Origin of the sequence: Pseudoalteromonas sp. NCCP-2140, from assembly GCF_023708065.1 — a bacterium.
Classification (GTDB): Bacteria; Pseudomonadota; Gammaproteobacteria; order Enterobacterales; family Alteromonadaceae; genus Pseudoalteromonas.
Genome location: NZ_BRCZ01000003.1, coordinates 456,168 through 481,570, shown reverse-complemented (window position 1 = coordinate 481,570; position 25,403 = coordinate 456,168). Strand labels below are relative to the sequence as shown.

At 42.3% G+C, this 25,403-nt stretch carries 29 protein-coding genes; 14 read left to right on the top strand and 15 right to left on the bottom strand.

Annotated features, from left to right (window positions below; all coding sequences use genetic code 11):
* The first annotated feature begins 62 nt into the window (after nucleotides 1–62).
* On the top strand, nucleotides 63–2,240 hold the full coding sequence (locus NFU46_RS08840; protein ID WP_251601217.1) for a YgiQ family radical SAM protein: 2,178 nt from the start codon (nucleotides 63–65) through the stop codon (nucleotides 2,238–2,240).
* A gap of 37 nt (nucleotides 2,241–2,277) precedes the next feature.
* Here NFU46_RS08840 and mgtE read toward each other — a convergent pair whose 3' ends face one another.
* From mgtE to NFU46_RS08780, 12 genes are all read right to left on the bottom strand, one after another.
* Nucleotides 2,278–3,636: a magnesium transporter gene (mgtE, locus tag NFU46_RS08835; RefSeq protein ID WP_054561109.1), complete on the bottom strand. Its 1,359-nt coding sequence runs from the start codon at nucleotides 3,634–3,636 to the stop codon at nucleotides 2,278–2,280.
* Between the two features lie 211 nt (nucleotides 3,637–3,847).
* Complete coding sequence (locus NFU46_RS08830) at nucleotides 3,848–4,120, bottom strand: HPr family phosphocarrier protein (protein ID WP_054561108.1); 273 nt, start codon at nucleotides 4,118–4,120, stop codon at nucleotides 3,848–3,850.
* 13 nt (nucleotides 4,121–4,133) lie between these two features.
* Entirely contained in the window at nucleotides 4,134–4,979 is an 846-nt protein-coding gene (gene rapZ / locus NFU46_RS08825; protein WP_054561107.1) for an RNase adapter RapZ, read from the bottom strand.
* Nucleotides 4,980–5,432: a PTS IIA-like nitrogen regulatory protein PtsN gene (gene ptsN, locus NFU46_RS08820; RefSeq protein ID WP_054561106.1), complete on the bottom strand. Its 453-nt coding sequence runs from the start codon at nucleotides 5,430–5,432 to the stop codon at nucleotides 4,980–4,982.
* Nucleotides 5,433–5,435: 3 nt separating this feature from the next.
* Complete coding sequence (gene hpf, locus NFU46_RS08815) at nucleotides 5,436–5,723, bottom strand: ribosome hibernation promoting factor (protein ID WP_036971325.1); 288 nt, start codon at nucleotides 5,721–5,723, stop codon at nucleotides 5,436–5,438.
* A gap of 27 nt (nucleotides 5,724–5,750) precedes the next feature.
* Nucleotides 5,751–7,247, bottom strand: a complete 1,497-nt coding sequence (locus tag NFU46_RS08810) for an RNA polymerase factor sigma-54 (RefSeq protein ID WP_175080034.1) — start codon at nucleotides 7,245–7,247, stop codon at nucleotides 5,751–5,753.
* 107 nt (nucleotides 7,248–7,354) lie between these two features.
* Nucleotides 7,355–8,080, bottom strand: a complete 726-nt coding sequence (lptB, locus tag NFU46_RS08805) for an LPS export ABC transporter ATP-binding protein (RefSeq protein ID WP_062566533.1) — start codon at nucleotides 8,078–8,080, stop codon at nucleotides 7,355–7,357.
* The gene (lptA, locus tag NFU46_RS08800) at nucleotides 8,077–8,598 is read right to left on the bottom strand and encodes a lipopolysaccharide transport periplasmic protein LptA (protein ID WP_062566532.1); all 522 of its coding nucleotides are present in this window, start codon (nucleotides 8,596–8,598) and stop codon (nucleotides 8,077–8,079) included. Before lptA ends, lptB begins: the two co-directional genes overlap by 4 nt.
* Nucleotides 8,588–9,142 (bottom strand): LPS export ABC transporter periplasmic protein LptC, encoded by a 555-nt coding sequence (lptC, locus tag NFU46_RS08795; RefSeq protein WP_062566531.1) that lies wholly within the window; start codon nucleotides 9,140–9,142, stop codon nucleotides 8,588–8,590. The genes lptA and lptC overlap by 11 nt, the downstream gene beginning before the upstream one ends.
* Nucleotides 9,139–9,690 carry a 3-deoxy-manno-octulosonate-8-phosphatase KdsC gene (gene kdsC / locus NFU46_RS08790; protein ID WP_175083486.1) on the bottom strand — a complete coding sequence of 184 codons (552 nt, stop codon included), beginning with the start codon at nucleotides 9,688–9,690 and terminating at the stop codon, nucleotides 9,139–9,141. Before kdsC ends, lptC begins: the two co-directional genes overlap by 4 nt.
* Before the next feature lie 3 nt (nucleotides 9,691–9,693).
* Nucleotides 9,694–10,665: a KpsF/GutQ family sugar-phosphate isomerase gene (locus NFU46_RS08785; protein WP_062566529.1), complete on the bottom strand. Its 972-nt coding sequence runs from the start codon at nucleotides 10,663–10,665 to the stop codon at nucleotides 9,694–9,696.
* Nucleotides 10,666–10,668: 3 nt separating this feature from the next.
* A complete protein-coding gene (locus tag NFU46_RS08780; RefSeq protein ID WP_251601215.1) occupies nucleotides 10,669–11,637 on the bottom strand; it encodes a calcium/sodium antiporter in 969 nt (322 codons plus the stop codon).
* A gap of 247 nt (nucleotides 11,638–11,884) precedes the next feature.
* Between NFU46_RS08780 and NFU46_RS08775 the strand changes: the two genes are divergently transcribed.
* Genes NFU46_RS08775 through murA form a run of 7 tightly spaced genes read left to right on the top strand, consistent with a single transcriptional unit; the run spans nucleotide 11,885 to nucleotide 16,541 of the window.
* Nucleotides 11,885–12,703 carry an ATP-binding cassette domain-containing protein gene (locus tag NFU46_RS08775; protein WP_251601307.1) on the top strand — a complete coding sequence of 273 codons (819 nt, stop codon included), beginning with the start codon at nucleotides 11,885–11,887 and terminating at the stop codon, nucleotides 12,701–12,703.
* Nucleotides 12,696–13,475 (top strand): lipid asymmetry maintenance ABC transporter permease subunit MlaE, encoded by a 780-nt coding sequence (gene mlaE / locus NFU46_RS08770; protein ID WP_054554167.1) that lies wholly within the window; start codon nucleotides 12,696–12,698, stop codon nucleotides 13,473–13,475. The genes NFU46_RS08775 and mlaE overlap by 8 nt, the downstream gene beginning before the upstream one ends.
* Before the next feature lie 13 nt (nucleotides 13,476–13,488).
* Entirely contained in the window at nucleotides 13,489–14,037 is a 549-nt protein-coding gene (mlaD, locus tag NFU46_RS08765) for an outer membrane lipid asymmetry maintenance protein MlaD (RefSeq protein WP_054561096.1), read from the top strand.
* A 2-nt stretch (nucleotides 14,038–14,039) separates the two neighbouring features.
* Complete coding sequence (locus tag NFU46_RS08760) at nucleotides 14,040–14,717, top strand: phospholipid-binding protein MlaC (RefSeq protein WP_251601213.1); 678 nt, start codon at nucleotides 14,040–14,042, stop codon at nucleotides 14,715–14,717.
* Nucleotides 14,710–15,003, top strand: coding sequence for a lipid asymmetry maintenance protein MlaB (locus NFU46_RS08755; RefSeq protein WP_054561094.1), 294 nt, complete (start codon nucleotides 14,710–14,712; stop codon nucleotides 15,001–15,003). The genes NFU46_RS08760 and NFU46_RS08755 overlap by 8 nt, the downstream gene beginning before the upstream one ends.
* A gap of 5 nt (nucleotides 15,004–15,008) precedes the next feature.
* On the top strand, nucleotides 15,009–15,266 hold the full coding sequence (locus NFU46_RS08750; protein ID WP_054554171.1) for a BolA family protein: 258 nt from the start codon (nucleotides 15,009–15,011) through the stop codon (nucleotides 15,264–15,266).
* Nucleotides 15,267–15,281: 15 nt separating this feature from the next.
* Nucleotides 15,282–16,541, top strand: a complete 1,260-nt coding sequence (gene murA / locus NFU46_RS08745; RefSeq protein WP_055199193.1) for a UDP-N-acetylglucosamine 1-carboxyvinyltransferase — start codon at nucleotides 15,282–15,284, stop codon at nucleotides 16,539–16,541.
* A gap of 68 nt (nucleotides 16,542–16,609) precedes the next feature.
* On the opposite strand, the gene NFU46_RS08740 is transcribed toward murA, so the two are convergent.
* The 3 genes from NFU46_RS08740 to NFU46_RS08730 form a co-directional block, all read right to left on the bottom strand.
* Entirely contained in the window at nucleotides 16,610–17,692 is a 1,083-nt protein-coding gene (locus NFU46_RS08740) for a trypsin-like peptidase domain-containing protein (RefSeq protein ID WP_058585926.1), read from the bottom strand.
* A gap of 98 nt (nucleotides 17,693–17,790) precedes the next feature.
* Nucleotides 17,791–19,143 carry a Do family serine endopeptidase gene (locus tag NFU46_RS08735; protein WP_054561091.1) on the bottom strand — a complete coding sequence of 451 codons (1,353 nt, stop codon included), beginning with the start codon at nucleotides 19,141–19,143 and terminating at the stop codon, nucleotides 17,791–17,793.
* A gap of 123 nt (nucleotides 19,144–19,266) precedes the next feature.
* On the bottom strand, nucleotides 19,267–19,710 hold the full coding sequence (locus NFU46_RS08730; protein ID WP_055020791.1) for a YhcB family protein: 444 nt from the start codon (nucleotides 19,708–19,710) through the stop codon (nucleotides 19,267–19,269).
* Nucleotides 19,711–19,888: 178 nt separating this feature from the next.
* Here NFU46_RS08730 and zapE point away from each other — a divergent pair, with 178 nt between their 5' ends.
* The 6 genes from zapE to NFU46_RS08700 all read left to right on the top strand — a co-directional run bounded on the left by zapE (nucleotide 19,889) and on the right by NFU46_RS08700 (nucleotide 25,400).
* On the top strand, nucleotides 19,889–20,977 hold the full coding sequence (zapE, locus tag NFU46_RS08725) for a cell division protein ZapE (protein ID WP_251601211.1): 1,089 nt from the start codon (nucleotides 19,889–19,891) through the stop codon (nucleotides 20,975–20,977).
* Nucleotides 20,978–21,322: 345 nt separating this feature from the next.
* Nucleotides 21,323–21,751 (top strand): 50S ribosomal protein L13, encoded by a 429-nt coding sequence (rplM, locus tag NFU46_RS08720; RefSeq protein ID WP_217875682.1) that lies wholly within the window; start codon nucleotides 21,323–21,325, stop codon nucleotides 21,749–21,751.
* A gap of 8 nt (nucleotides 21,752–21,759) precedes the next feature.
* Nucleotides 21,760–22,152 (top strand): 30S ribosomal protein S9, encoded by a 393-nt coding sequence (gene rpsI, locus NFU46_RS08715; RefSeq protein ID WP_095209788.1) that lies wholly within the window; start codon nucleotides 21,760–21,762, stop codon nucleotides 22,150–22,152.
* A 658-nt stretch (nucleotides 22,153–22,810) separates the two neighbouring features.
* On the top strand, nucleotides 22,811–23,401 hold the full coding sequence (gene petA, locus NFU46_RS08710) for a ubiquinol-cytochrome c reductase iron-sulfur subunit (protein ID WP_054554178.1): 591 nt from the start codon (nucleotides 22,811–22,813) through the stop codon (nucleotides 23,399–23,401).
* Nucleotides 23,401–24,666: a cytochrome b N-terminal domain-containing protein gene (locus tag NFU46_RS08705; RefSeq protein ID WP_054554179.1), complete on the top strand. Its 1,266-nt coding sequence runs from the start codon at nucleotides 23,401–23,403 to the stop codon at nucleotides 24,664–24,666. The genes petA and NFU46_RS08705 overlap by 1 nt, the downstream gene beginning before the upstream one ends.
* Nucleotides 24,663–25,400 carry a cytochrome c1 gene (locus tag NFU46_RS08700; protein ID WP_054554180.1) on the top strand — a complete coding sequence of 246 codons (738 nt, stop codon included), beginning with the start codon at nucleotides 24,663–24,665 and terminating at the stop codon, nucleotides 25,398–25,400. Before NFU46_RS08705 ends, NFU46_RS08700 begins: the two co-directional genes overlap by 4 nt.
* Nucleotides 25,401–25,403 lie beyond the last annotated feature (3 nt).

Here is a 25,403-nt window from a genome sequence, read left to right as displayed (position 1 = left end):
TTTCTATAATAATCTATAAGACTGAGGTATAATTCGCCCCTTTTGTTAGCAGAGTACACTTTATGAGCGCATTAAAAGCCGAGCGAGGCCTGTTTTCTTACCCTAAGTATTGGGCTGAATGCTATGGCACGGCGCCATTTTTACCAACCACTCGTGCAGAAATGGACGCGTTAGGCTGGGATAGCTGTGACGTGATCATTGTCAGTGGTGATGCGTATGTAGATCACCCAAGTTTCGGTATGGCTGTGATAGGGCGTATGCTTGAGTCACAGGGTTTTCGTGTGGGTATAATTGCACAACCTGATTGGAACTCAAAAGATGCCTTTATGGCGTTAGGTAAGCCTAATTTATTCTTTGGTGTTACAGCGGGTAATATGGACTCGATGATCAACCGTTATACTGCTGAAAAGCGTATGCGTCATGATGATGCTTATACGCCGGGTAACATTGGCGGTAAACGTCCTGACCGTGCGGTAGTTGTTTACAGCCAACGCTGTCGCGAAGCTTATAAAGATGTGCCGCTGATTATTGGTGGTATTGAGGCGAGTTTACGCCGTATTGCTCATTATGATTATTGGCAAGAAAAAGTACGCCGTAGCGTATTGTTTGATGCCAAAGCTGACATTCTAATTTACGGTAATGCTGAGCGCCCACTTGTTGAAGTTGCCCACCGTATTGCTGCGGGTGAGTCGGTTGAGACAATTCAAGATATTCGTGGTACTGCGGTTATTCGTAAAGAACCATTACCGGGTTGGCGTGGTAGTGACTCAACTGCAATTGATAAAATCGGTAAGATTGATCCAATTCCAAACCCGTATGGCGCAGATGATGTGGGTTGTAGTAAATCTGAATTTAAAAAAGCAGGTATTGATTTAAGTGCCGAGGCGGCTAAGCCAATCACTATCCAGCCAGCTCGTCCTAAGCCTTGGGAAAAGACCTATGTTAAGCTACCAGCGTATGAGCAAGTAAGTGTAAATAAACCGCTTTATGCCCATGCCTCGCGTATTTTGCACCAAGAAACCAACCCAGGTTGTGCACGTGCGTTATTTCAACGCCATGGCGACCGTTCTATTTGGGTTAACCCGCCAGCATTTCCACTTGAAACCGAAGAAATGGATGGCGTATTTGGTTTGCCATATCAGCGTATTCCGCACCCAAGCTACGGCGATGAAAAAATCCCAGCTTATGAAATGATTAAAACCTCGGTGAACATCATGCGTGGTTGCTTTGGTGGCTGTTCTTTCTGTTCGATTACAGAGCACGAAGGGCGTATTATTCAAAGCCGTTCTGAGCAATCAATTATTGATGAAATTGAGCAAATTCGTGACAGAGTGCCAGGATTTACAGGTGTTATCTCTGACTTAGGCGGACCGACAGCGAATATGTATAAGTTACGCTGTAAGAGCAAAAAGGCAGAGAGCACGTGTCGTCGTTTATCATGTGTTTATCCTGATATCTGTAAGCATATGGACACGGATCACACCCCAACCATTGAGCTTTATAAAAAAGCCCGTGATGTAAAAGGTGTGAAGAAAATTTTGATCGCGTCTGGCGTACGTTATGACTTAGCCGTTGAAGATCCGCGCTACGTAAAAGAGTTAGTTACCCATCACGTAGGCGGGTACTTAAAAATTGCCCCTGAGCATACTGAAGATGGTCCATTGTCTAAGATGATGAAGCCGGGCATGGGTGCTTACGATAAGTTTAAAGAGTTATTTGATAAATACTCAAAAGAAGCGGGTAAAAAGCAGTATTTGATCCCGTATTTTATTTCTGCTCACCCAGGAACGAAAGACGAAGACATGGTGAACATGGCGTTGTGGTTAAAGTCTCATGACTTTAAGCTTGATCAAGTGCAAAACTTTTATCCATCGCCTATGGCCAATGCAACCACGATTTATCACACAGAGATGAACTCGCTGCGCAATATTAAGAACAATACTGAGCAAGTGCCTGTTCCAAAAGGCGCACGCCAGCGTCGCTTACACAAAGCAATTTTACGTTACCACGATCCGGCTGGTTGGCCGATGATCCGTGAAGCTCTAAGAAAAATGGGGAAAGCGAATCTAATCGGTAAAGGACCGAACTGTTTGGTACCTGAAGAAGGTCGCAACGAGAAAGCAGCTAGAGGAAAGGGAGGTAAAGGCCGTGCGGCACTGACTCGTCACACCGGTTTTAGCCAGTTTAAAAAGGCCAATACCAAACCTAGAGTAGGTAAAAATAAGCAGCGCGCAAAGTAAAAGGTATAAATACGGCCCTTTAAGGGCCGTTTTTATATTAGATCAATAACCAAGTCGCGGTGCCTAAAAAGGCAAAGATACCAACAATATCAGTGACGGTTGTCAGCACTACGCTCCCTGCAAGGGCTGGGTCAATTTTCATTTTCTTAAGAATTAATGGAATGCTCGCACCCGCAATACCAGCGGCAACAAGATTCATAAACATTGCAAAGGCCAGCACTGCGCCGAGTTTAAAGTCCCACTGCCATAGGGCAACCACACCAGCAATTAATATCGACCAAATAATGCCATTCAGTGCGCCAATCGCTAACTCCTTAAGTAATAAGAAGCGTTGGTTGGTTTGGTTGATATGACCAACCGCTATACCACGAATAACCAGAGTTAGGGTTTGGCTACCCGCAACACCCCCCATTGAAGGGACGATACCATTGAGTACCGCTAAAATAGGCAAGATTGCTAAGGTGTTTTCGAAAAAGCTTGCCACAATTGCTGCTAACAATGCGGTTAATAAGTTAACCCCAAGCCAAATAGAGCGACGCTGCGAACTTTTTAGCACTGGCGCAAAGGTATCTTCTTCGTCGTCAAGACCAGCGAGGCTTAGCATGCTGTGCTCTGCATCTTCACGGATTACGTCAACGATATCATCGATGGTAATACGACCAAGCAAGTGAGCGTTATCATCCACGACAGGGGCTGAAATCCAGTTGTGACGCTCGAACAGTTGCGCCACATCACTTTCATCCATAGAGATTAGGATTGACTCACAGTCTTCATCCATTAAATCACGAACAATTTTATCTGAAGGACTGGTCAGCAATGTAGTTAATGAAAGCGCGCCTAAAAAGCAGTTATGCTTATCAACTACATATAAGTCATCGGTACCCTCTGGTAGCTCACCTCGTAAGCGTAAATAGCGCAGTACAACATCTAGAGTAACGTCAGGACGAATGGTGACCGTATCGCTGTTCATCAAGGCACCGGCTGAGCGCTCTTGATAAGAAAGTGCTTGAGTTGCTCTTTCTCTATCTTGCGAATCCATGGCACTGACAACGTCTTGATATACGGTATCAGGAAGACTACGTAAAACCTCACCTAAGTCATCGTCGTCCATATCTTCAGTGGCAGCAGCAATGTGCTCAGGCTCCATCTGGGCAATAATGCCAAGACGTACATCTTCAGAGAGTTCTTCTAGAACATCACCACGGACATCTGGATCAACCAGCTGCCAAAGCATACGACGAATTTTATGGGGAGAAGATTCAAGTAAAAGGGCTGTATCACAAGGTGCCGTTTTGGCTAACATACCGCGCACTTGAACAAATTGACCACTATTGAGTGACTTGGTCACTTGTTTGAGTTGTTGTAGTGGGTAATCTTGTTCAAAGGCTTCTGGCATTGGCGTCCTTACAACTGAAAAAAGTTTAAATAGGCTAAGCAAATACAGCATAGTTGCTTTGTAGTGTATTTGCAGAGATATCGTCGCACTGCGATAAATTTATTAAGAGTTTTGTAATTTAGAAAAGCGAGCGATATAAAAGTAGGATATTTAAAGGGAATTTTAAATATCCGAATTAAGTTTACCGTAAACCCTGAAGTCTTAGCAAATGCTATTCTTGCTCGTGGAAGCGTTGTGCAATTAATTCGCCGATTGCCGTTAATGCAGCATCGGCGTCAGGGCCTTCGCACACAACGCGAACTTCTTTACCCTGACTACTTTCAAGTAGCATTAATGCTAACACGCTGTCGCCTTCAGCTTCTTTATCATCTTGATAAAGCGTAATTTTGGCATCAAATTGCAGCGCTAATTGCGCTAAAACAGTAGCAGCACGAGCATGTAAGCCAAGTTTGTTTTGAATTAAAAAGGTATCTTCAGCGTGCATTGTTGGTGCCTAATTAAATGTCTTGTTCGCGGTGGCGAATTTTTACATTAGCATGGCTTTTGGCAAAGCTCTCACCAATTGTTTGCGCTAAGTAAACAGAGCGATGCTGGCCGCCGGTACAACCAATAGCAATGGTCAGGTAACTGCGGTTATTACGCTCTAAATGTGGCAACCAAGTTTGCACAAAGGTTTGTATTTGCCACGTGAACTTTTGCACTATGCTGTGGCTAGCTAGGTAATCTTTTACTGGTTGATCAAGGCCTGTTAGTGGCTTTAAATCAGGTTCCCAGTGTGGGTTAGGTAAAAAGCGTGCATCAAAAACGTAGTCAGCTTCTTTTGGAATACCATGCTTAAAGCCAAACGACATAAAAGTAATAATCAGCTTTTTATCTTTTTTACCTAAAATCTTTTCGCGAATTGATTCTGCTAACTGATGAACACTCAGATCAGTGGTATCAATCATAAAGTCAGCGCGAGTGATCAACACATCAAGCAGGATTTTTTCTTGTTTAATGGCCAGATCAAGCGGCAAAGAATCAATAGATAGTGGATGCAAGCGGCGTGTTTCTGAAAAGCGCTTGATCAGAGTTTGGTCATCACTGTCTAAATAGAATAGTGTTGGGTTTGCGAAACCTGGCAGGTACTCAAGAATATCATTAAATTCTTGCTGCTCTTTCGGTAAGTTACGCACGTCGATGCTGACCGCTATTTTATCGTAGTTATCAGACACACTACGTACGAGCGAAGGCAGTAAATTAACCGGAATATTATCAACGCAATAATAGCCCAAGTCTTCAAGTACTCGTAAAGCGACCGATTTACCTGAGCCTGAGCGACCGCTGATAATTATTAATTCCATTTATGCCTCTGCTGATATGACCTGAAACAGTTGCTGATCGGTAGTAGCACTACGCAGCTGTTTACAAAATTCTTTATCTTTAAGTCTATCAGCAATTGTTGATAAGGTCTTTAGGTGAAGCTGACAGTCACCATCTGGTACGATGAGTGCCACAAAAATATCAACTGGACGATTATCAATTGCATCAAAATTAATAGGGGATTCACTCACTATCACAAATGCATGAGGCTCATCTGCGCCGCTCATTCGGCCATGTGGAATAGCAATACCTCGGCCAATGCCGGTGCTACCTAGTTTTTCTCGGTTGAGTAAAGCATCTAGGATATCTTGTTGCGATAAATGAGGAAGCTGCTGGTGGGCCAGTTCGCTGATATATTCAAGAATTCTTTTTTTGCTATTAAAAAGGACCGCAGCTTTGCTGCAGTCCTGGTTAGTAAGTGAACTTAGTTTCATAATTTAATGTCGAGCTAATTTCTCTTTGTGTTTAATGACTTGGCGATCAAGTTTATCGATCAGTGAGTCAATGGCTGCGTACATATCTTGATGTTCTGTAGAAGCGAACAATTCGCCTCCGTTTACATGTAAAGTTGCTTCTGCTTTTTGGCTTAATTTTTCTACATCTAGAATGACATGAACATTATTAATATGGTCAAAATGCCTTTCTAGTTTTGCAAACTTGGTGTTTACATAGTCTCTTAATGAATCTGTGATTTCTACATGACGACCAGTTAAATTTAGTTGCATAAGCATTTTTCCTTCTATGTAAAACGTCTAAATCAGACTCTTACGCTGATTAGACGGAGGTATTGCTAGAGACTCACGATATTTTGCAATTGTACGTCTAGCTACTTTAATTCCTTGCTCAGCCAATATATCTGCAATTTTGCTATCACTCAATGGTTTAGCTGAGTTTTCTGCAGCGACTAACTTCTTGATTAAAGCGCGTATTGCTGTAGAAGAACACTCACCACCATTTTCGGTGCTGACATGGCTTGAGAAGAAATATTTCAACTCAAAAATACCCCGTGGGGTATGCATATATTTTTGCGTTGTTACCCGTGAAATCGTCGATTCATGCATTTCGACCATTTCAGCAACATCATTTAGCACCATCGGCTTCATTGCTTCAGGGCCATGCTCAAAGAAAGCTTGTTGTTGTTGAACGATACAGTTGGTCACTTTTAATAGCGTATCGTTACGGCTTTCTAAGCTTTTAATAAACCACTTAGCTTCTTGTAAGTGAGAGCGAATAAATTGGCTGTCGCTACTTGATTTTACAGAGCGAGACATCGCCGCATATTGGCTGTTCACTCTAATCTTTGGCATACAGTCTGGGTTTAACTCGACTACCCAGCGACCTTTTACTTTTTTTACTGATACATCAGGTATGACGTACTCAGACTCTTCGCGCACTATGCTATCCGCAGGCTTAGGATTTAAGCTGTGGATGAGCGTCATCACTTCTTTAAGCTCGTTTTCTTTAAGCTTAGTCTTTTTCATCAAAGTTCGATAGTCGCGACTCGCTAATAATTCGATATGCTCAGATAAAACCATTTTAGTTTCAGCTAAATATGGCGTATTAGCATCGAATTGGCGTAACTGAATGCACAGACATTCTTGTAAACTGCGTGCGCCAATACCCACAGGATCAAATAACTGAATTCTTTTTAAGACCGCTTCGACTTCATCAAGTTCGATTTCTTCTTCATCGTTATTTTGATTAAAGCTTTCGACTATATCTTCACAGCTTACCGTTAAAATACCTGAGTCATCGATAGCTTCTACAATTGCCACAGCAATCGCTTCATCAGTAGGGCTAAATGGCGTGAGCTGTAATTGCCACATTAGGTATTCATGAAGGGTTTCGGTTGATGCTCCCTGATAGATAGATTCATCTTCAGGCATTGGCCCTGACGATGTTGAAGGGGCGGCACTCATGTACTCATCCCACGTGACGTCCATTGCTAAGTCATCGCTTACGGTGTCTTTATTGAGAGCATCACTACTTTCTTGCTCGTACTCGCTAGGTGCTTCTTCGGCAGACGCGCTGACTTGCACATCGTCAGGCTCCGCTTTTTGCTCATTCTTGCCGGTGCTTTCTTCATTGTAATCCGCTTCTTCCACTTCAAGCAGGGGATTACTATCAAGCGCTTCTTGAATTTCTTGCTGGAGATCCAATGTACTGAGCTGCAACAAACGAATCGCTTGTTGCAGTTGTGGAGTCATTGTAAGTTGCTGGCCCATGCGCAGCTGTAATGATTGCCTCATGTATCCCTAACAATCCTTTTTAAGTTATCGATAACTGTATAAACACAGTTATCGATTTATTGTCATTGTTATAAGTCTAGCAGATGCTCTAGTCGCTGGCGTAATGGTTACAGCCTGAATTGCTCGCCTAGATATACATCGCGTACAGTTTGGTCTGCTAATACGTGCTCAGGTGTGCCTGATGCAATTAGCTCCCCATGAGAAACAATGTAGGCTTTTTCACAAACATCAAGGGTTTCTCGAACATTATGGTCAGTAATTAGTACACCGATACCACGATTTTTTAGGTGCTCAATAATTTTCTTTATATCTAACACTGAAATTGGATCAACACCAGCAAAAGGCTCATCTAAAAGGATAAATTTAGGATTAGCGGCTAATGCGCGAGCAATTTCTACACGGCGTCGCTCACCACCTGACAGCGCCATACCTTGGCTGTCACGAATGTGTTGAATACTAAACTCATCGAGTAAGCTATTGAGTGTTTCTTCGCGGGTGGTTTTATTTAGATCTTTACGAGTTTCTAAAATGGCCATCAAGTTTTGGTAAACCGTCAACTTTCGAAAAATTGACGATTCTTGTGGCAGATAGCCAATACCTAAACGCGCACGGCTATGCATTGGTAAAAGGGTGATATCGTTATCATCAATACTGATTTTACCTTTGTCGCTAGGTACTAGGCCTACAATCATATAGAAGGTCGTTGTTTTACCTGCGCCATTTGGACCAAGCAAGCCAACAATACTGCCAGCTTCAACTTCAAGACCGACATTTTTAACCACTTGGCGGCCTTTGTAGCTTTTAGCTAAAAGCTCTGCTTTTAATGTGCTCATGGTTGGCCTTTATTATCTTTTTTATTTTCAACAGGCACTAAAATAGTGTGTACACGATCTGTTGAGTTTTCGTCTTTTTCAGCACTGATCAGCTGCTGTGCCATATCATAGGTAATGCTTTTTGCTGTTACTTTTTGACCTGCTTGAGTAACTTCAGCTTCACCATTTAAGGTTAAGAAGCGTTTTGCAACATCATAACGAACTTCTTCTGCGCTAGCGCTCATTACGGTGCCATCAGCTTGCTTTTCTTCGAAGTAAGCAGGCTTACCTGTGGCAATAATCAACTCTACTGTACCTTCGGTATCACCGCCGTGTGCTTCAAGGCGCTCTGCGGTAATACGACGATTACCATGCACGATCTCTACGTTACCTTCAAATATGCCAACGCCATCTTTTAGTTTACCTACTTGGCGATCTGAGCTAATGCTAATTTGAGCGCCAGTTTGCTCGGCAGCTGCGCCCGAAAAGGCAATCAATAAGCTTGGGATCAGGAGTAATTTCTTCAGTTTATTGGTCATAGTATATGGTTCGTGTATGGTTAGTTAACTCAACAATTTCGGTTTTTAAATCGGCTTTTAAGCCTTTCCCGGTAATCTTTAAATTCGGTCCTGTTAGTGTCACAGGTTGCTTAGAAAACATGGTCATTTTATCAATGTCGACATTAATGTTTTCTGCTTTTATATCTTCAATCATGCCGTTGTGGGTTAAGTTTTTAGCAACTACATCCCCTTCAAAAATCAGCTGATCGTTTTCGTACAATGTGGCTTCTTTGGCTTTTACTTGCCAAACCTGCTGGTCGCCATAAATAGTAAAAATAGGTTGCTCAAAAAAGGTAAACCCTAATTGTTGATACAACTCCATTTTAGCAGCAGCCACTTTATGACTAATTTTGCCTTGCTCGTCATACGCTGTTTGCTTTAACGCCACTGCGGTGTAATCAGGTGTTGCGATGATCTCGTCTTCACTAGTTATTGTGTCTGTTGATTGGTTAAAGTACGGGTACCATAACCACACCATGCAACAAACAAAAACAATACTCAGTAAAATACGGGCTATATTCATGCGCTGGTTCCATCGCTAGTTAACGGCTTACCGTTTTCTAACATCAGTAAATCAGTTAATTCACGCACAGCTCCAAAGCCACCTGGTAATAATGTGGTGTAATGAGCCAGCTTTTTAATCAGTGGGTGTGCGTCGTTTACAGCAATGGCAAACCCTACTTTTTCCATTACTGGTAAGTCTGGACCATCATCACCAATATAGGCAATTTGTTCATCAGTCAGCCCCAGTTTATCTTTTAACTCTTGATAAGCAATCAGCTTATCTTCTTGTCCCTGATAAATGTGCTGAACTGTTAGGCTAGTCATTCGCTGCTGAACTATTTGTGAATGGCGGCCAGTAATCACTGCCACTTCAAAGCCACTATTAATGAGCGCTTTAATACCAAAGCCATCTTTAGTATTAAATGCTTTAAGCTCTTCGCCATCATTACCTAAATAAATTCGGCCATCAGAAAAAACGCCATCTATATCACAGATTAGCAATTTTACTTTTTGTGCGCGCTGACTCACATCAGGGCTAAGAGGCTGGTATAGCTCGGCGAATGTCATTGCTTAAAGAACTCCTGCTTTTAATAGGTCTTGCATATTAAGGGCACCAATTGGCGTATTACTTTGATCTACCACAATTAAACCATTGATACGTTTACGTTCCATAATATTTAAAGCTTCAGCTGCAAGCATATCAGGGCGAGCAGTTGTACATGAACGGGTCATTACTTGGCTAATTGCCGTATTATGGATATCGATGCGCTGTTCTAAAATACGGCGTAAGTCACCATCAGTGAATAATCCGGCTAACTTTTCATCTGCACCAATCACCGCGGTCATACCAAGGCCCTTGGCTGACATTTCGATTAGTGCGTCTTTAATGCTTTGGGTTTCGCTAACGATTGGCGTGGCGTCGCCTGCGTGCATCACATCATCTAATGTAAGTAATAAACGTTTACCTAAGCTGCCACCCGGGTGCGAAAGCGCAAAATCATCGGCTGTGAAACCACGGGTTTCAAGTAACGCAACCGCCATTGCATCACCCATAACCAAGGTCGCTGTGGTACTTGCAGTTGGCGCAAGGCCTAATGGACATGCCTCTTGGCTTACTTTAATGCACACATGTACATCAGACAGTTTGGCCATGGTTGAGTCTGGGTTGCCTGTTAGTGAAATCATTTTTGCGCCAATGCGCTTGATAACAGGGATAATGCTAAGTACTTCGCTGGTTTCGCCTGAGTTCGAAATACACATCACCACATCATCACGGGTGATCATGCCTAAATCACCGTGGCTTGCTTCGCCAGGATGAACAAAAAATGCCGGTGTGCCAGTACTTGCAAGGGTCGCCGCAATTTTATTACCAACGTGGCCAGACTTGCCCATACCAATCACAATAATACGACCTGTACATTGGAACATTAATTGGCAAGCGTTATCGAAATCTTGATTTATATATTGCTCAATTTCTTGTAAAGCTTGTGCTTCAATTTCGAGTACGCGCTTACCCTGCGCGATAAAGCTAGGTTGTGTCATTAATTATCCTACTTGGCTGAAAATATAGCCCTGATATGCAATAAATGCGACTAACAAGAAGCCACCTTCTACTCTATTGATACGACGAGCACCTTTAAAGTTCAATGACATGGCAATCAATACAATCGTTGCTGCAATCATGATAAGTGCATCGCGGTTTGCCGCAGAAGGATCAATAATTGATGGGTTGATAATGCCCGCAAGTGGTAATACGGCGAGTAAATTGAAAATGTTTGAGCCAACGATATTACCAAGCGCTAAATCGTCTTCGTTTTTTAATACCCCTGCAATACAGGCTGCCAGCTCTGGTAAGCTGGTACCAATAGCAATAATGGTTAAGCCTATTACAAGGTCTGATAGACCAAAATATTTTGCGATATCAACGGCTGATTCAACTAAAAAGTGTGAACTGACTGGTAATAAAATCATGCCGATTATTAACCAAAACACGGCTGATTTGGTACTGACATCGTTCGGAACATCTTCACATGCTTCGCTGACGAATGGGTCATCTTGGTTTTTAGCGCGCAGAGAAACAATAACTAAACCACCAATAAACACAGCAAAAGCAATCATCAAGGCAATGCCTTCAGCGAACGAAAAATAGTTATCTGAGAACACATACCAAGCGGCTACTGAGATTAACAATACCAGCGGCATTTCGCGTTTAAGTGTCATTGAAGATACTGAAAGAGGGCGTAGTAAAGCTGTGACACCAAGTACAAGTAAGATATTAGTAATGTTAGAGCCGACCGCATTACCTACCGCAGTATCTGTTTTATCAGCAAGTGCTGCCGATGCTGATACCATCATTTCAGGGGCTGAAGAGCCCATAGCAACAACGGTTAAACCAATGATTAGGGTGGGGATCCCCATATTTTTCGCGAGTGCAGCCGCCCCATAAACAAACCGATCGGCACTCCAAACGAGTGCAGCAAAACCAATAATTAAAATGACAAAAGAAGTCACCATTGTGATACGCCAACATTACTTATACAGATGACTGCAAATAGTAACAAAAGCGAACCTGAAAGTATAAGTAAAAGAATGGGCTGGCGAGCATAAAGCGTCTTAGCAAGGAAACTAAATTTCAGGTGTCGTTAAGCTCTTTGCAGCTAGCTTTAGAATTTATTGATAGAAAATATTACAAAATTTTACGATTTGTTTTTTCCATCTTGACTAAAAAACCCTTAAAATGGCAAAACTAGTGAAAAACGTTATGGAGAGCGACTTGTCGCAATCAATAGTAGAAATCAAGGATGTAACCTTTTCACGGGGCGATAGAATCATATATAAAAATATGAGTTTTAAAATTCCGAAAGGCAAGATTACCGCTATCATGGGACCAAGCGGCATTGGTAAAACCACCATGTTGCGCTTAATTGGCGGTCAGCTTAAACCTGATTCTGGTGACATTTTATTTGAAGGCAACAGCATTCCTGGCATGACTCGCAAGGAACTTTATGCTGCCCGCACCAAAATGAGTATGCTGTTTCAAAGTGGCGCTTTATTTACCGATATGTCAGTGTTTGACAATATCGCCTTTCCTTTGCGTGAGCATACTCAACTCAGCGAAGATTTAATTCGTCTTGTCGTTTTAATGAAATTACAAGCTGTCGGCTTACGTGGCGCACAAGACTTAATGCCGTCTGAGCTTTCTGGTGGTATGGCTCGCCGTGCTGCTTTAGCGCGTTCAATTGCTCTTGATCCAGAGCTTATCATGTACGATGAGCCATTTGCTGGCCAAGATCCTATCTCTATGGGTGTGTTAGTTAAGCTAATAAAGTCACTGAATGAGGTGCTAGGTTTATCATCACTGATTGTGACCCATGATGTAACAGAGGTTATGAGCATTGCTGATCACGTGATCATTATTGCTGATCAAGGGGTGATAGGCGAAGGTTCACCAGAGCAAATGCAAAACCATGAATCTGAACTTGTACAACAGTTCTTAAATGGTTTATCGGATGGCCCAGTACCATTCCATTTCCCAGCTCCTGCGTATGATGATGAATTACTAGGAGTGCATAATGCTTGATCTATTCCAGAAGTTAGGTCACAAAACATTAGGGCGCTTTGCAGCGCTTGGCCGTTCTACTCAGATGTTGTTTGGTGCACTCGTTAATGTGCCGAACTTCAAAAAAGGCACGCCTTTACTTGTTCGCCAATTATATATGGTGGGCTCGCAATCTCTTTTAATCATTATGGTGTCAGGCTTATTCATCGGTATGGTGCTCGCCCTGCAGGGTTACACCGTATTAGTAGGCTATGGTGCTGAAGATAGCTTAGGGCCTTTAGTAGCATTGAGCTTATTACGTGAGTTAGGTCCTGTAGTTACAGCGTTACTGTTTGCAGGCCGCGCGGGCAGTGCACTTACTGCTGAAATTGGTTTAATGAAAGCAACTGAGCAATTATCAAGTTTAGAAATGATGGCGATTGATCCACTTAAACGCATTATTGCACCGCGTTTTTGGGCTGGTTTTATCAGTATGCCGTTACTTGCATTAATATTTTCTGCGGTTGCTATTATTGGCGCTCATTTAGTGGGTGTTGATTGGCTTGGTGTTGACTCAGGAAGCTTCTGGTCAATCATGCAAGCACAAGTGTCGTTCCAACAAGATATTGTGAACGGCATGATTAAGAGTTTTGTATTCGCCATGATTGTGACTTGGATTGCACTTTACAAAGGCTATGACTGTGTTCCTACTTCAGAGGGGATCAGTAAAGCGACAACAGAAACCGTTGTGCACTCGTCATTGGCAGTATTAGGTTTTGACTTTATTTTAACAGCGGTAATGTTTACCAGCTAATTAGGGTATAAAGATGAATTCACGGAAATTAGAAATATTAGTTGGCTTTTTTGTAGCCCTTGGTATCGCTGCATTTGCATTATTAGCATTTAAAGTTGCGAATGCCGGCATTAGTGGTAGTGGTGAGACTTACCAACTGAACGCAAAGTTTGAAAACATTGGTTCTTTAAAAGCACGTGCGCCGATTAAAGTAGGTGGTGTAGTTGTTGGCCGAGTTGAATCAATCTTTATTCACCCAAAAGAGTTTGTGCCTGTGGTAAATATGGCGATTGATGCAAATTACTTATGTAAGTTTTCAGACACAACATCAATCTCTATTTTGACATCAGGTATTTTAGGTGAACAGTACTTAGGCATTAACCCTGTTATTGCCCCTGAATCTGCTGAGCAACGCTGTATGGGTGAAGATGTAACAGCAAGTGAGCATGATACAGATCTAGATGATCTATTTGGTGTTGAAAGCAAAGCGCTTGCAGATGGTGACTACATTACTGATACAAAATCAGCGCTTGTTTTAGAAGAGTTAATCGGTCAGTTCTTATTCAACCAGGGTGGTGAATAATTATGTTTAAGAAGTTTTTATTTTGTATTGCTGTGCTGTTTAGCCTAAACGCACAAGCCGCTGAACCTAGGGTTGATTTAAAAGACCCGTACAAAATGGTTCGTACAGTGTCAGATAATACTTTTGCACGTATTACCAAAGACCAACCTCTTATTGCGAAAGACAAAGAGCATCTTCGCGTTATCGTAGAAGAAGAGCTAATGCCTTACATTGACTACAAGTATGCTGCACTGCGCGTATTAGGTAATCACGTGTCAAAGGTGCGTGCTATTGAAGATAAAGAGGAAAAAGCAAAGGCAATTAAAGAGTTACAACGCTTCATTGACGTTTTCCAAAAGTATTTAATTGCAACTTACGCAGGTGTGTTTACTCAATACACTAACCAAAGCGTTGAGTTTGCTCCGCCTCAGCCTTTCAAAGGCCAAGATGTGGTGGTTGTTAAAACTAAGATTGTTGAAGCCGGTAAACCTGATATCAGAATCGACTTTAAAGTACGTGAAGACCGCAGTGGTAACTGGGGCGCGTACGATATGATTGCAGAAGGTATTAGTTTGCTTGATGCTAAACAAAGTGAATTACAAGGTATTTTACGCCAACATGGTCTAGATTATGTAAGTGACTTACTAGAGCAGAAGAGCCAACTGCCAGTGCAATTTAGAGGTGATGGTGGTGATGAGTAAAGTCGAGATTACTCAACTTGAAGATAACCAGTTTCGAGTCAGTGGCGAACTGACTCGAAATTCAATTGGCCGTGAACGCCTTCTGAATGCCAAGCCAGATTCTAGCCATAAAACATGGTATTTTGACCTTTCTGGGCTATCTAGGGTTGACACGGCGGGCTTAGCTTGGTTAATTCACTCTTTCGCAGAATTAAAGCAGCAAGGTATTCACCTTGAACTGCAAAATAGCCCTGAACAATTGCAAAATTTAATGCAATTGGGTCAGGTCACAAACCTATTTGAGTGAGATTTATGGAAACAAGCCAAGTCGAAACGTTATTACGCGACGAACTAAAACTAGATGAAGTGATTGTTAAAGCAAATGGTAGCCACTACGAAGTGATTGCTGTTGGTGAGTGTTTTGATGGTTTATCTCGCGTGAAGAAGCAACAGTTGGTTTATGCTCCGTTAATGTCAACAATCTCAGACGGTACAATCCACGCTGTATCTATTAAAGCGTTCACACCGACTGAATGGAAACGCGAACAAAAATTTATTTTACCTCAATAGTCGCAGGGCCTCCTAATGGATCAATTTGTTATTCAAGGTGGCACCTCGCTGGCAGGTGAAGTCACTATTTCTGGCGCTAAAAATGCCGCTCTTCCAATTCTTTTTGCTGCGCTTTTAGGGCAGGGTAAAAGTACCTTTAGTAATGTTCCTCGTTTACGCGATATCGGCACTACAGAAGCCTTGTTAAAAACACTGGGTGCAAATGTCGAGTGGCAGCAAGACAAACTAATCATTGATGGTGCGACGGTTGATAAAACGCTTGCACCGTACGAGCTGGTAAAGCAAATGCGTGCCTCAGTGCTTGCATTAGGCCCTTTAGTTGCCCGCTTTGGTGAAGCGCAAGTATCACTGCCAGGTGGTTGTGCAATTGGCGCCCGCCCAGTTGATATCCATATTCAAGGCCTTGAGCGCATGGGCGCTATCATCAAGGTTGAAAATGGTTACATTAATGCCAAGGTTGATGGTCGCTTAAAAGGCGCTGAGATCTTTATGGAGATGGTCAGTGTTGGCGCAACAGAAAACTTACTAATGGCAGCAACGCTGGCTGACGGTAAAACAGTACTGGAAAATGCAGCTCGCGAACCTGAAATTACCGATCTTGCTAATTGCTTAATTGCGATGGGGGCGAAGATCAGTGGTGCAGGTACTAGCCGTATCGAAATTGAAGGGGTTGAGTCATTATCGGGTTGTGAATACAGCATTCTTCCTGATCGCATTGAGACTGGTACCTTCTTGGTTGCGGCGGCAATGGCTGGCGGTGAAGTACTTTGTAAAAATACAGACCACCATAGTCTTGATCCTGTAATTGAGAAGTTGCGTGCTACCAATGCCTTGGTTGAAGTCACTGATAACAGCATTTACCTCGATATGCGTGGCCGCGAACTAAAAGCGGTTAACATTAAGACTATGCCACACCCGGGTTTCCCTACAGATATGCAAGCGCAATTTACAGCTTTAAATGTGGTAGCTAAGGGCAGTGCAACCATCACAGAAACGATTTTCGAAAACCGTTTTATGCACGTGCCAGAGTTACAGCGTATGGGTGCAAACATTCGCTTAGAAGGTAATACGGCAATTTGTGGGGATACCGAAAGCTTATCAGGCGCACAGGTAATGGCAACTGATTTACGTGCCTCTGCAAGTCTAATTCTTACTGGCATCGTTGCTCAAGGTGAGACTATTGTTGACCGCATCTATCATGTAGATCGTGGTTATCAACGTATTGAAGATAAGTTGAGTGCGCTGGGTGCTAATATCAAGCGCCGTTCAAGCTAATAGCTAAATACTTACAAAAAAGGCCTAACATCAGTTAGGCCTTTTTTATATCTGTGTTGTTTCAGTAACTACTGATCGTCTTCGAGTTCTGCAACAGTTACCATCACTTTTAAGACCTTACCATCGCGGTAAATCTCAAATTCAAGTTCTTTACCTGGCTCTGTATTCGCTAGTTTCTCAAGCACTTGTTGTGGGTTTGCTACAGGAATACCGCCAATTTTGATTACAATGTCAGTTTCTCTGATGCCTGCTTTCCAAGCTGGGCCAAATGGATCAAGTTGAGAAATACGCATGCCTGCAACAGGTGTAAAGCTATCGCTTACATCTTTGCCCGTGCTATCAATACCTGTACCACTGAAGCCTAAATAGCCACGTACGACACGACCATGTTTGATTAGCTTATCCATCACATCTTTGGCAATCGAGTAAGGTACCGCAAAGAAGATACCTTGAATATCGAGATTTTCATGAGTCTTAAATTGTGCCGAGGTAATACCGACTAAGTCACCTCGTGAATTGACTAACGCGCCACCTGAGTTACCCACGTTAATCGCTGCATCCATCTGTAACAGGCTGCTGTATGGGCTATCGATTAAGTTTTGTTTACCCGTCGCACTGATAATACCTTGGGTAATGGTTTGACCTAAGTTAAGTGGGTTACCAATCGCTAAAACAACATCACCAACACGTGGCTTAAATTTATCATTCACTGGAATTTTTGGTAAATGCTCAGCGCTGATCTTTAATAGCGCTAAATCTGTTTGCGTATCAAAACCAATCACTTGTACATCATAAAAGCGACGGCCATCAGCGAGTGTAACAATAATGAGATCGGCATTTTTAATTACATGGTAGTTAGTCAGAATATAGCCGTCTTGGGTCATGATCACACCAGAGCCAAGAGCTTGAACGGTGTTTTGGCGTTTATAGCGCGGTTGATTCGAAATGCTTTCTGAAAAAATAGTAACAACCGACGGTGCTGCTTTTTGCACTGCATCAGCAAAGCTCATGTGCTCTGATGATATCGCCGCAGGTAAATTCATATCTGGTAACAGTGTGCTACGAAGGCTTGGGCTAAATAACACCACTAAAAAGGCAATGCCTAAACCGGTGAAAAGCGGAGGAAGGATAAATTTAAAAAGTTTTAGCACAGTATTCTTATTATCAGTGAGCAATCCCTTAATGATGGCACAAAAAAAATAACAGCGGCAAGCACCGCTGTTATTTTTTCATGATTTATCAACTAGGTTTACTGTATCAGTACGAAAATAAGCTCTCTACCTCGTTTAACACCTAGTACGATGTTACCTTTGGTATTTTCGATGATCTTATTCATGTCGCGGATTGTTTCAACGCGTTGACGATTAACTTGCATGATCACGTCACCTTCTTCAAGGCCAACACGAGCAGCAGGAGAACGTGCTTGCACGCCGGTTACTTCAACCCCTTTTCCATCACTCTTCTGAGTGTTTTCTAATGTTGCACCTTGGAAAGCTGGGTGTGTCTCTTCGCCAGCGGCAGTAGTTGCTGATGCACCATCGAGTGTGACATTTACAGTTTTAACTTTGCCATCTCGGTAAATGCCCAGTTTTACTTTTTTGCCTTCACCAAGTGTGGCAATTTTACTGCGTAGTTCATGGAAGCCACTAATTTCGGTGCCATCGACGCTAATAATTACATCACCGGCTTTGATACCCGCTTTACTTGCTGCGGTATCATCCATTACTTGCATAACGTAAGCGCCTTGCTTCACGTCAAGTTGTTGTGCTTTAGCAAGGCCTGCATCAAGTGGGCGTCCCGAAATACCTAACGAACCGCGACGTACTTCGCCGTGTTCGATAATTTGGTCAACAAGGTTTTTCATCATGGTAGATGGAATTGCAAAGCCAATGCCCACGTTACCGCCAGATGCGCCTAAGATAGCGGTGTTGATACCAATCAGTTCACCGTTAAGATTAACTAACGCACCGCCTGAGTTACCTTGGTTGATAGCTGCATCGGTTTGAATAAAGTCTTCATAGCCTTCTATATTTAAACCGCTACGGCCAAGGGCACTGACGATACCTGATGTTACTGTGTGACTTAAACCAAATGGATTACCAATGGCAACAGCAAAATCACCTACACGTAACTGATCTGAATCGGCAATTTTAAGCGCTGTTAAGTCCTCCGCATCAATTTGCAATAAGGCAATATCTGACTCTTTATCACTACCGATTTTAGTTGCTTCATATTCGCGACCATCTTCTAAGGTCACCACCATTTTTTCGGCATCTTCGATAACATGGTTATTGGTTACCACGTAACCTTCGTCTGCATCAATGATCACACCTGAGCCTAGGCCACTAAATTCACGCTTCTGGCTACCACCACGAGGAACACCAAAAAAGTCATCAAAAGGAGTCGCACGGCGGCGAACTTCTTTAGAGCCTGACACTTGAATACTCACCACACCCGGTGTGATCTGTTCAAGCATAGGTGCTAGGGTTGGCAATTGTTGACCATTTACAGCAACAGGAAGTTTTGCCATTGAAATTGCAGGACTTAATAATAAGCTAGAAGATAAAATAGCAGCACTGATAACAGATAATTTCATTTTCATAGTCTGGGTTTACTCCACTTCAGAGATAAAGCAAAAACTAAAAAGGGCTGCATAAGCAGCCCTTTTCTTGGTTTAGATATAAAGCTGTTATATCTAAAGACTATGGGGTCAAAAAAAAGTTCATCAAGAGGCTTTAGAATGTTCTGAAACTTTCTCTGAGCCAGTGAACAAGCCCGTTTCACCTACAACATAGTCAGCAGGCTGAGCTTCGGCACTTGAACGATCGCCTCTGCGGTCTTGTAATGAGTTTTGTAATTGCTCAGTCGTTTCTTTAGAAAAGAAAGGCTCATTTGGATGCTGTTTTTTATCAGCAAGTAGTAGTTTATTTGTTTCTTCTACATGGTTCAGTAGCTGGTCGTAGTTATCTTTCATTTTAGATACTAGCTTACCTGTGCTCGCTAGATGATCAGCTACATCTTGACGATATTGTTCAAGCGCATTGTTAGCTTGCTCGACTTGTTGTTCTAGTTCGTCTTGCTTAAATTGTTTTTTGGTTACAAAAGCACCAATGAAGAATGCTGAAATTGCAACGATGATTAGAATACCTATCCAGGTAATTGTGCCCATAAATCTACCCCTTTGGGAAAAAATAACAAAAACAAATGCTTTAAAAGCATTTATAGTCCAATCATTATTAAAATATGCTTAATTTGATTGTGAAATCATACTGCGGGCTAATATACCCTGAGATACGATGCGTGTTAATATACTGTGCAAATTTAACTGTGTTTTATTGTAACGACCTATGACTCCTTGGCAGAAATACCAACAAGATTTACAACGTGAAGACTTTGTACATGATGCAGCGCAAGAAAATGCAGTGCGCCATTTGCAAAGACTCTATGATGACCTAACGGCAGACAAACCGGCCGCGAAGGGGTGGTTTGCCAAACTATTCTCTAAAGATAGCACGCCGAGTGTAAAAGGGCTGTATTTTTGGGGCGGAGTAGGTAGAGGTAAGACCTATTTAGTTGATACTTTCTACGAAGCTTTACCTACTGATCGTAAGATGCGTGTGCACTTTCACCGTTTTATGCATCGCGTGCATGATGAGCTGAAAAAGTTAAAAAATACCAGCAATCCATTAAATGTGGTTGCAGATATCTTTAAATCAGAAACAGATATTATCTGTTTCGATGAATTTTTTGTGCAAGATATCACTGATGCAATGCTACTAGGTGGTTTGATGGAAGCATTATTTGAACGTGGCATTGTGCTGGTTGCGACGTCAAATATCGTGCCTGATGAGCTGTATCGAAACGGTTTACAACGTGCACGTTTCTTACCAGCAATAGAGCTGGTAAAAGCCAACACCGAAATCGTAAATGTAGACTCGGGGGTTGATTATCGTTTACGTACTCTTGAGCAAGCCGAAATTTTCCATAGTCCGCTTGATAAGCAAGCTGATGATAATTTATTTGAATACTTCGATAAGTTGTCACCTGAGCCGGGTGTGCTCGATAAAGAAATTGAAATTGAAGGGCGGATGATCAAAACCCGTAAAGTGTCTGACTGTATTGCTATGTTTGAGTTTAGTGAACTATGCGAAACAGCCCGCAGCCAAGTTGATTACATGGAAATAAGCCGGCTTTATAACACGGTGATTTTGTCTAACGTAAAATCATTAGGCCAAGCCAATGATGATGCGGCACGTCGTTTTATCGCGTTAGTGGATGAATTTTACGAGCGTCATGTAACGCTGATTATTTCTGCTGAAAAGCCAATAACCGAGCTATATAGCGAAGGTAACTTAAATTTTGAATTTAAGCGTTGTATTAGCCGACTACAAGAAATGCAATCGCTAGAGTATTTAGCAAAAGAGCATCTAGCTTAGTGAGCTTTCAGCCTTCAGCTGTCAGTTTTTAGCCGAACGGTGTTGAATGTAAGGCGCGCCAAGCAAGCGTGACGCCTACGAATTAATGTAGGCGTGAAATTTATTTCGCGCGCACTTAGCTGATAGCTGATTTTCTCGAATAAAAAACAACCATCATATAGCAATGTGGTTCAAGTGCTGGTATACTCCCGCGTCTGCCACGTTGCGTTCTATTGCCAGATATTAGTTTAGCCTCTAATTGATGGCTCAAAGTCTTAAACTCGAAGGGGTTAAAGCATTCAACTTAGAGCGGTAATTAATAATAATTACCTGTGGTTTTAATTAAAAAACATTGGATTTTAATAAATGAAAACGTTTGTTGCTAAGCCAGAAACAGTAAAACGTGACTGGTACGTAGTTGACGCTGAAGGTAAAACTTTAGGTCGCATCGCTACTGAAATCGCTCGTCGCCTACGCGGCAAGCATAAAGCTGAATACACTCCTCACGTAGATACTGGTGATTACATCATCGTTATCAACGCTGAGAAAGTTACTGTTACTGGTAATAAAGCAAAAGACAAAATGTACTACGCTCATACTGGTTTCCCAGGTGGTCTTAAGTCTACTACTTTCGACAAGCTTCAAGCTGCAAAGCCTGAAATGATCATCGAAAAAGCTGTTAAAGGCATGTTGCCACGTGGTCCTTTAGGCCGCGCTATGTACCGTAAACTTAAAGTTTACGCAGGTACTGAGCACAACCATGCTGCACAACAGCCTCAGGTTCTAGACATTTAAGGAGCACTATCATGGCAAATCAATACTACGGTACAGGTCGTCGTAAAAGTTCAAGTGCTCGCGTATTCTTACGCCCAGGCACTGGTAACATCGTAATCAACAAGCGCTCTCTAGAAGAGTACTTCGGTCGTGAAACTGCTCGCATGGTTGTTCGTCAAGCATTAGAGCACGTAGAAATGACTGAAAAGTTTGACCTACACATCACTGTTTCAGGTGGTGGTACTACTGGTCAAGCTGGTGCTATCCGTCACGGTATCACTCGTGCACTTATGGAGTTTGACGAGTCTCTACGTCCTACACTTCGTAAAGCAGGTTTCGTTACACGTGATGCACGTAAAGTTGAGCGTAAGAAAGTGGGTCTTAAGAAAGCACGTAAGCGTCCACAATTCTCAAAACGTTAATATTTACGTTTATCAGAATACCAAAAACCCAGCTTCGGCTGGGTTTTTTGTTTTTAGAGCTGTTAGCTTTAAGCTGTCAGTTTTTAGCTGATCGAGAGAGGGCTCACTGCTTGAATGAACAAGTTCTTGCCAAGGCTTAATATTCCCATATACTTCTCGCATCTCGCATCTCGCATCTCGCATCTCGCATCTCGCATCTCGCATCTCGCTGAAGCGCAAAACCCTACCTTTTTTCGTTCGATATTTAACCACTGTTAATAATTAGTACGTATAACAGTAAAAAAACTTCAAGATTTAGCAAAATTAGCTTAAATCCATCAGTTAATTGATGAAATTTTTTGCTACAATTGGGGGGCAAGTAATGTGAGTGAGTTCAACAACAGCTAATGCAGAATTCTGTTTCCTCTTAGTGAGGTTGATCTTGGTCAGTATATTGTTTTTTTATATGCGTTATCATAACCAGCGGCTTCATACTCGAGCTAACCTAAATTAATAATTCATTAAATAGGGTTTATTCGAGCATGAGACTGTGAATAACCTTGTTTTAATCAAGGGTTTTAATTATGATCGCGTCTATTTTGAAATTTCTAAAAATTAACCTGCTGTAACTGATGTTCTCAATATGGCAAGTGTTGGGAATCATAGTGGAGATAAGTGGATGAGCAATGCGCCTGTAGACAATGGCCGACGTCGCTTTTTAACCATAGCTACCTCTGTTGTTGGTGGTGTTGGTGCGGCTGGGGCTGCTGTTCCTTTTATTGCGTCTTGGAATCCAAGTGAGCGAGCTAAATCTGCGGGTGCGCCTGTAGAAGTAGATATCAGCAAGCTTGAGCCAGGACAATTAATACGTGTTGAGTGGCGAGGAAAACCTGTTTGGGTTATTAATCGTACACCAAGAATGCTTGAACAGATGAAAGAACATGAAGGTCAACTTCGTGATCCTGCGTCTGAAGAGCCTCAACAACCTGAATCATCAACCAATGAATATCGTTCGCAACGTCCTGAAATTTTCGTTGCTGTTGGTATTTGTACGCACTTAGGTTGTTCTCCTAGCTTCCTACAAGGTGGCTTTGGTGAGAAAGTAGAGGGCACAGACGACGGTTTCTTCTGTCCGTGTCACGGTTCTAAATTTGATATGGCTGGTCGTGTATTCCAATCTGTACCTGCACCATTAAATCTAGAAATTCCTCCGTATACCTTCCTTGATGACACGACTATTCTAGTCGGTGAAGAAAAAGGAGTGGCGTAATGTTTGGTAAAATTATTGGTTGGATCGACGATCGTATTCCAATGACACGTGTTTGGAACATGCATATTGCACAGTATCCAGCACCAAAAAACTTTAACTTCTGGTACTTCTTTGGCTCTTTAGCCATGTTAGTACTTGTTAACCAAATCGTAACTGGTATCTGGTTAACAATGAACTTCGTACCATCTGCTGAAGGTGCTTTCGCATCGGTAGAATACATCATGCGTGATGTTGAATACGGTTGGTTACTTCGTTACCTTCACTCAACAGGTGCATCAGCGTTCTTTATCGTTGTATACCTGCACATGTTCCGTGGCATGATCTACGGTTCTTACCAAAAACCACGTGAATTACTGTGGTTATTCGGTATGTTCATCTTCTTAGCGCTTATGGCTGAAGCTTTCATGGGTTACTTACTACCTTGGGGACAAATGTCTTTCTGGGGTGCACAGGTAATCATTTCACTATTCGGTGCGATTCCGGTTATTGGTGATGACTTAACGCTTTGGATCCGTGGTGACTACGTAATTTCTGGTGCTACGCTTAACCGCTTCTTTGCACTACACGTAATTGCATTACCTTTAGTAATTGTTATCTTAGTATTCTTACACATTGTTGCACTACACGAAGTGGGTTCAAACAACCCAGATGGTGTTGAAATTAAGCGTAAGAAAGGCACCGTAGCTGAAGAAGATAAGCCTAAATTCAAATTCCACGAGTATTACACCAACAAGAAAGACATTGTTGATGCAATCCCGTTCCACCCTTACTACACAGTAAAAGATATTGTGGGTGTGGTTGGTTTCTTAATCTTATTCTGTTGGGTTGTATTCTTTATGCCTGCGATGAATGGTTTCTTCCTAGAAGCGCCAAACTTCGAAGCAGCTAACCCGCTGAAAACACCAGAGCATATTTTCCCAGTTTGGTACTTTACGCCATTCTACGCAATCCTACGTGCAATCCCTAACAAGTTAATGGGTGTTGTGGCGATGGGTGCATCTATCGTAGTGCTTGCGTTACTACCTTGGATTGACCGTGGTTCGGTTCGCTCTATTCGTTATCGTTGTGGTCTACACAAGTTAAACATCGCACAATTCGTGGTAACTTTCGTTATCTTGGGTTGGGTTGGTGCTACACCACAAACTGATTTCAAAACGCTGTTATCACAAATCACGACTGTGACATACTTCATGTTCTTCGTATTGTTATTTGTTTACAGCAAGAATGAGAAAACTAAGCCATTACCAACGAGGTTGACGAAATGATGAAAAAGCTAATTATCGGTTTATTCGCATTGTTGCCATCGTTGACAATGGCAGCAGGTCCTTCGGTTCCTTTAATGGATGCGAACATTGACCTTAAAGATAACGCATCTTTACAACGCGGTGCTAAATTGTTCATGAACTACTGTCTTGGTTGTCACCAAATGCAGTATCAACGTTATGAGCGTACGTTCCGCGATATCGGTATTCCTACTGAGATTGGTCAAGAGCAACTAATTTTTGATGGCTCAAAAGTAGGTAGCCACATCAAAAATGCGATTGATAAAGATGACGCAGCTAAATGGTTTGGCGCAGCGCCACCAGATCTTACGCTTGTAGCGCGAGTTCGTGGTACTGACTGGATCTACACTTATCTGAAGTCATTCTATAAAGACGAGTCTCGTCCGTTTGGCGTAAACAACGTTGTTTTCCCATCGGTAGGTATGCCACACGTTCTTCAAGAACTACAAGGCTTACCAACACCAATCACTGAAGAAGTGGAAGAACATGGTCACACAGTGACTAAAGTTGTTGGTGTTGAAACAGATGGTTCTGGTGAAATGAGTGTTGACGAGTACGATCGTGCTGCTCGTGACTTAACTAACTTCTTAGCTTACGTTGGCGAGCCGTCACGTTTAGAGTCAGAAGCGTTAGGTCTAAAGGTAATTGGTTTCCTAGTGATTCTATTTATCTTGGCATTCATGCTGAAGAAAGAATACTGGAGAGATGTTCACTAATCC

What these genes read in the sequence shown, in the direction of transcription:
- NFU46_RS08735 (WP_054561091.1), bottom strand. Translation starts at nt 19,143, where the DNA reads ATGAAAATGAAATTATCTGTTATCAGTGCTGCTATTTTATCTTCTAGC.
- zapE (WP_251601211.1), top strand. Translation starts at nt 19,889, where the DNA reads ATGACTCCTTGGCAGAAATACCAACAAGATTTACAACGTGAAGACTTT.
- NFU46_RS08810 (WP_175080034.1), bottom strand. Translation starts at nt 7,247, where the DNA reads ATGAGGCAATCATTACAGCTGCGCATGGGCCAGCAACTTACAATGACT.
- lptA (WP_062566532.1), bottom strand. Translation starts at nt 8,598, where the DNA reads ATGACCAATAAACTGAAGAAATTACTCCTGATCCCAAGCTTATTGATT.
- lptC (WP_062566531.1), bottom strand. Translation starts at nt 9,142, where the DNA reads ATGAATATAGCCCGTATTTTACTGAGTATTGTTTTTGTTTGTTGCATG.
- NFU46_RS08830 (WP_054561108.1), bottom strand. Translation starts at nt 4,120, where the DNA reads ATGCACGCTGAAGATACCTTTTTAATTCAAAACAAACTTGGCTTACAT.
- hpf (WP_036971325.1), bottom strand. Translation starts at nt 5,723, where the DNA reads ATGCAACTAAATTTAACTGGTCGTCATGTAGAAATCACAGATTCATTA.
- ptsN (WP_054561106.1), bottom strand. Translation starts at nt 5,432, where the DNA reads ATGAAACTAAGTTCACTTACTAACCAGGACTGCAGCAAAGCTGCGGTC.
- NFU46_RS08785 (WP_062566529.1), bottom strand. Translation starts at nt 10,665, where the DNA reads ATGACACAACCTAGCTTTATCGCGCAGGGTAAGCGCGTACTCGAAATT.
- NFU46_RS08755 (WP_054561094.1), top strand. Translation starts at nt 14,710, where the DNA reads ATGAGTAAAGTCGAGATTACTCAACTTGAAGATAACCAGTTTCGAGTC.
- lptB (WP_062566533.1), bottom strand. Translation starts at nt 8,080, where the DNA reads ATGAGCACATTAAAAGCAGAGCTTTTAGCTAAAAGCTACAAAGGCCGC.
- mlaD (WP_054561096.1), top strand. Translation starts at nt 13,489, where the DNA reads ATGAATTCACGGAAATTAGAAATATTAGTTGGCTTTTTTGTAGCCCTT.
- mlaE (WP_054554167.1), top strand. Translation starts at nt 12,696, where the DNA reads ATGCTTGATCTATTCCAGAAGTTAGGTCACAAAACATTAGGGCGCTTT.
- rplM (WP_217875682.1), top strand. Translation starts at nt 21,323, where the DNA reads ATGAAAACGTTTGTTGCTAAGCCAGAAACAGTAAAACGTGACTGGTAC.
- NFU46_RS08730 (WP_055020791.1), bottom strand. Translation starts at nt 19,710, where the DNA reads ATGGGCACAATTACCTGGATAGGTATTCTAATCATCGTTGCAATTTCA.
- NFU46_RS08760 (WP_251601213.1), top strand. Translation starts at nt 14,040, where the DNA reads ATGTTTAAGAAGTTTTTATTTTGTATTGCTGTGCTGTTTAGCCTAAAC.
- NFU46_RS08700 (WP_054554180.1), top strand. Translation starts at nt 24,663, where the DNA reads ATGATGAAAAAGCTAATTATCGGTTTATTCGCATTGTTGCCATCGTTG.
- NFU46_RS08775 (WP_251601307.1), top strand. Translation starts at nt 11,885, where the DNA reads ATGGAGAGCGACTTGTCGCAATCAATAGTAGAAATCAAGGATGTAACC.
- kdsC (WP_175083486.1), bottom strand. Translation starts at nt 9,690, where the DNA reads ATGACATTCGCCGAGCTATACCAGCCTCTTAGCCCTGATGTGAGTCAG.
- NFU46_RS08780 (WP_251601215.1), bottom strand. Translation starts at nt 11,637, where the DNA reads ATGGTGACTTCTTTTGTCATTTTAATTATTGGTTTTGCTGCACTCGTT.
- petA (WP_054554178.1), top strand. Translation starts at nt 22,811, where the DNA reads ATGAGCAATGCGCCTGTAGACAATGGCCGACGTCGCTTTTTAACCATA.
- rapZ (WP_054561107.1), bottom strand. Translation starts at nt 4,979, where the DNA reads ATGGAATTAATAATTATCAGCGGTCGCTCAGGCTCAGGTAAATCGGTC.
- NFU46_RS08750 (WP_054554171.1), top strand. Translation starts at nt 15,009, where the DNA reads ATGGAAACAAGCCAAGTCGAAACGTTATTACGCGACGAACTAAAACTA.
- mgtE (WP_054561109.1), bottom strand. Translation starts at nt 3,636, where the DNA reads ATGCCAGAAGCCTTTGAACAAGATTACCCACTACAACAACTCAAACAA.
- murA (WP_055199193.1), top strand. Translation starts at nt 15,282, where the DNA reads ATGGATCAATTTGTTATTCAAGGTGGCACCTCGCTGGCAGGTGAAGTC.
- NFU46_RS08705 (WP_054554179.1), top strand. Translation starts at nt 23,401, where the DNA reads ATGTTTGGTAAAATTATTGGTTGGATCGACGATCGTATTCCAATGACA.
- NFU46_RS08840 (WP_251601217.1), top strand. Translation starts at nt 63, where the DNA reads ATGAGCGCATTAAAAGCCGAGCGAGGCCTGTTTTCTTACCCTAAGTAT.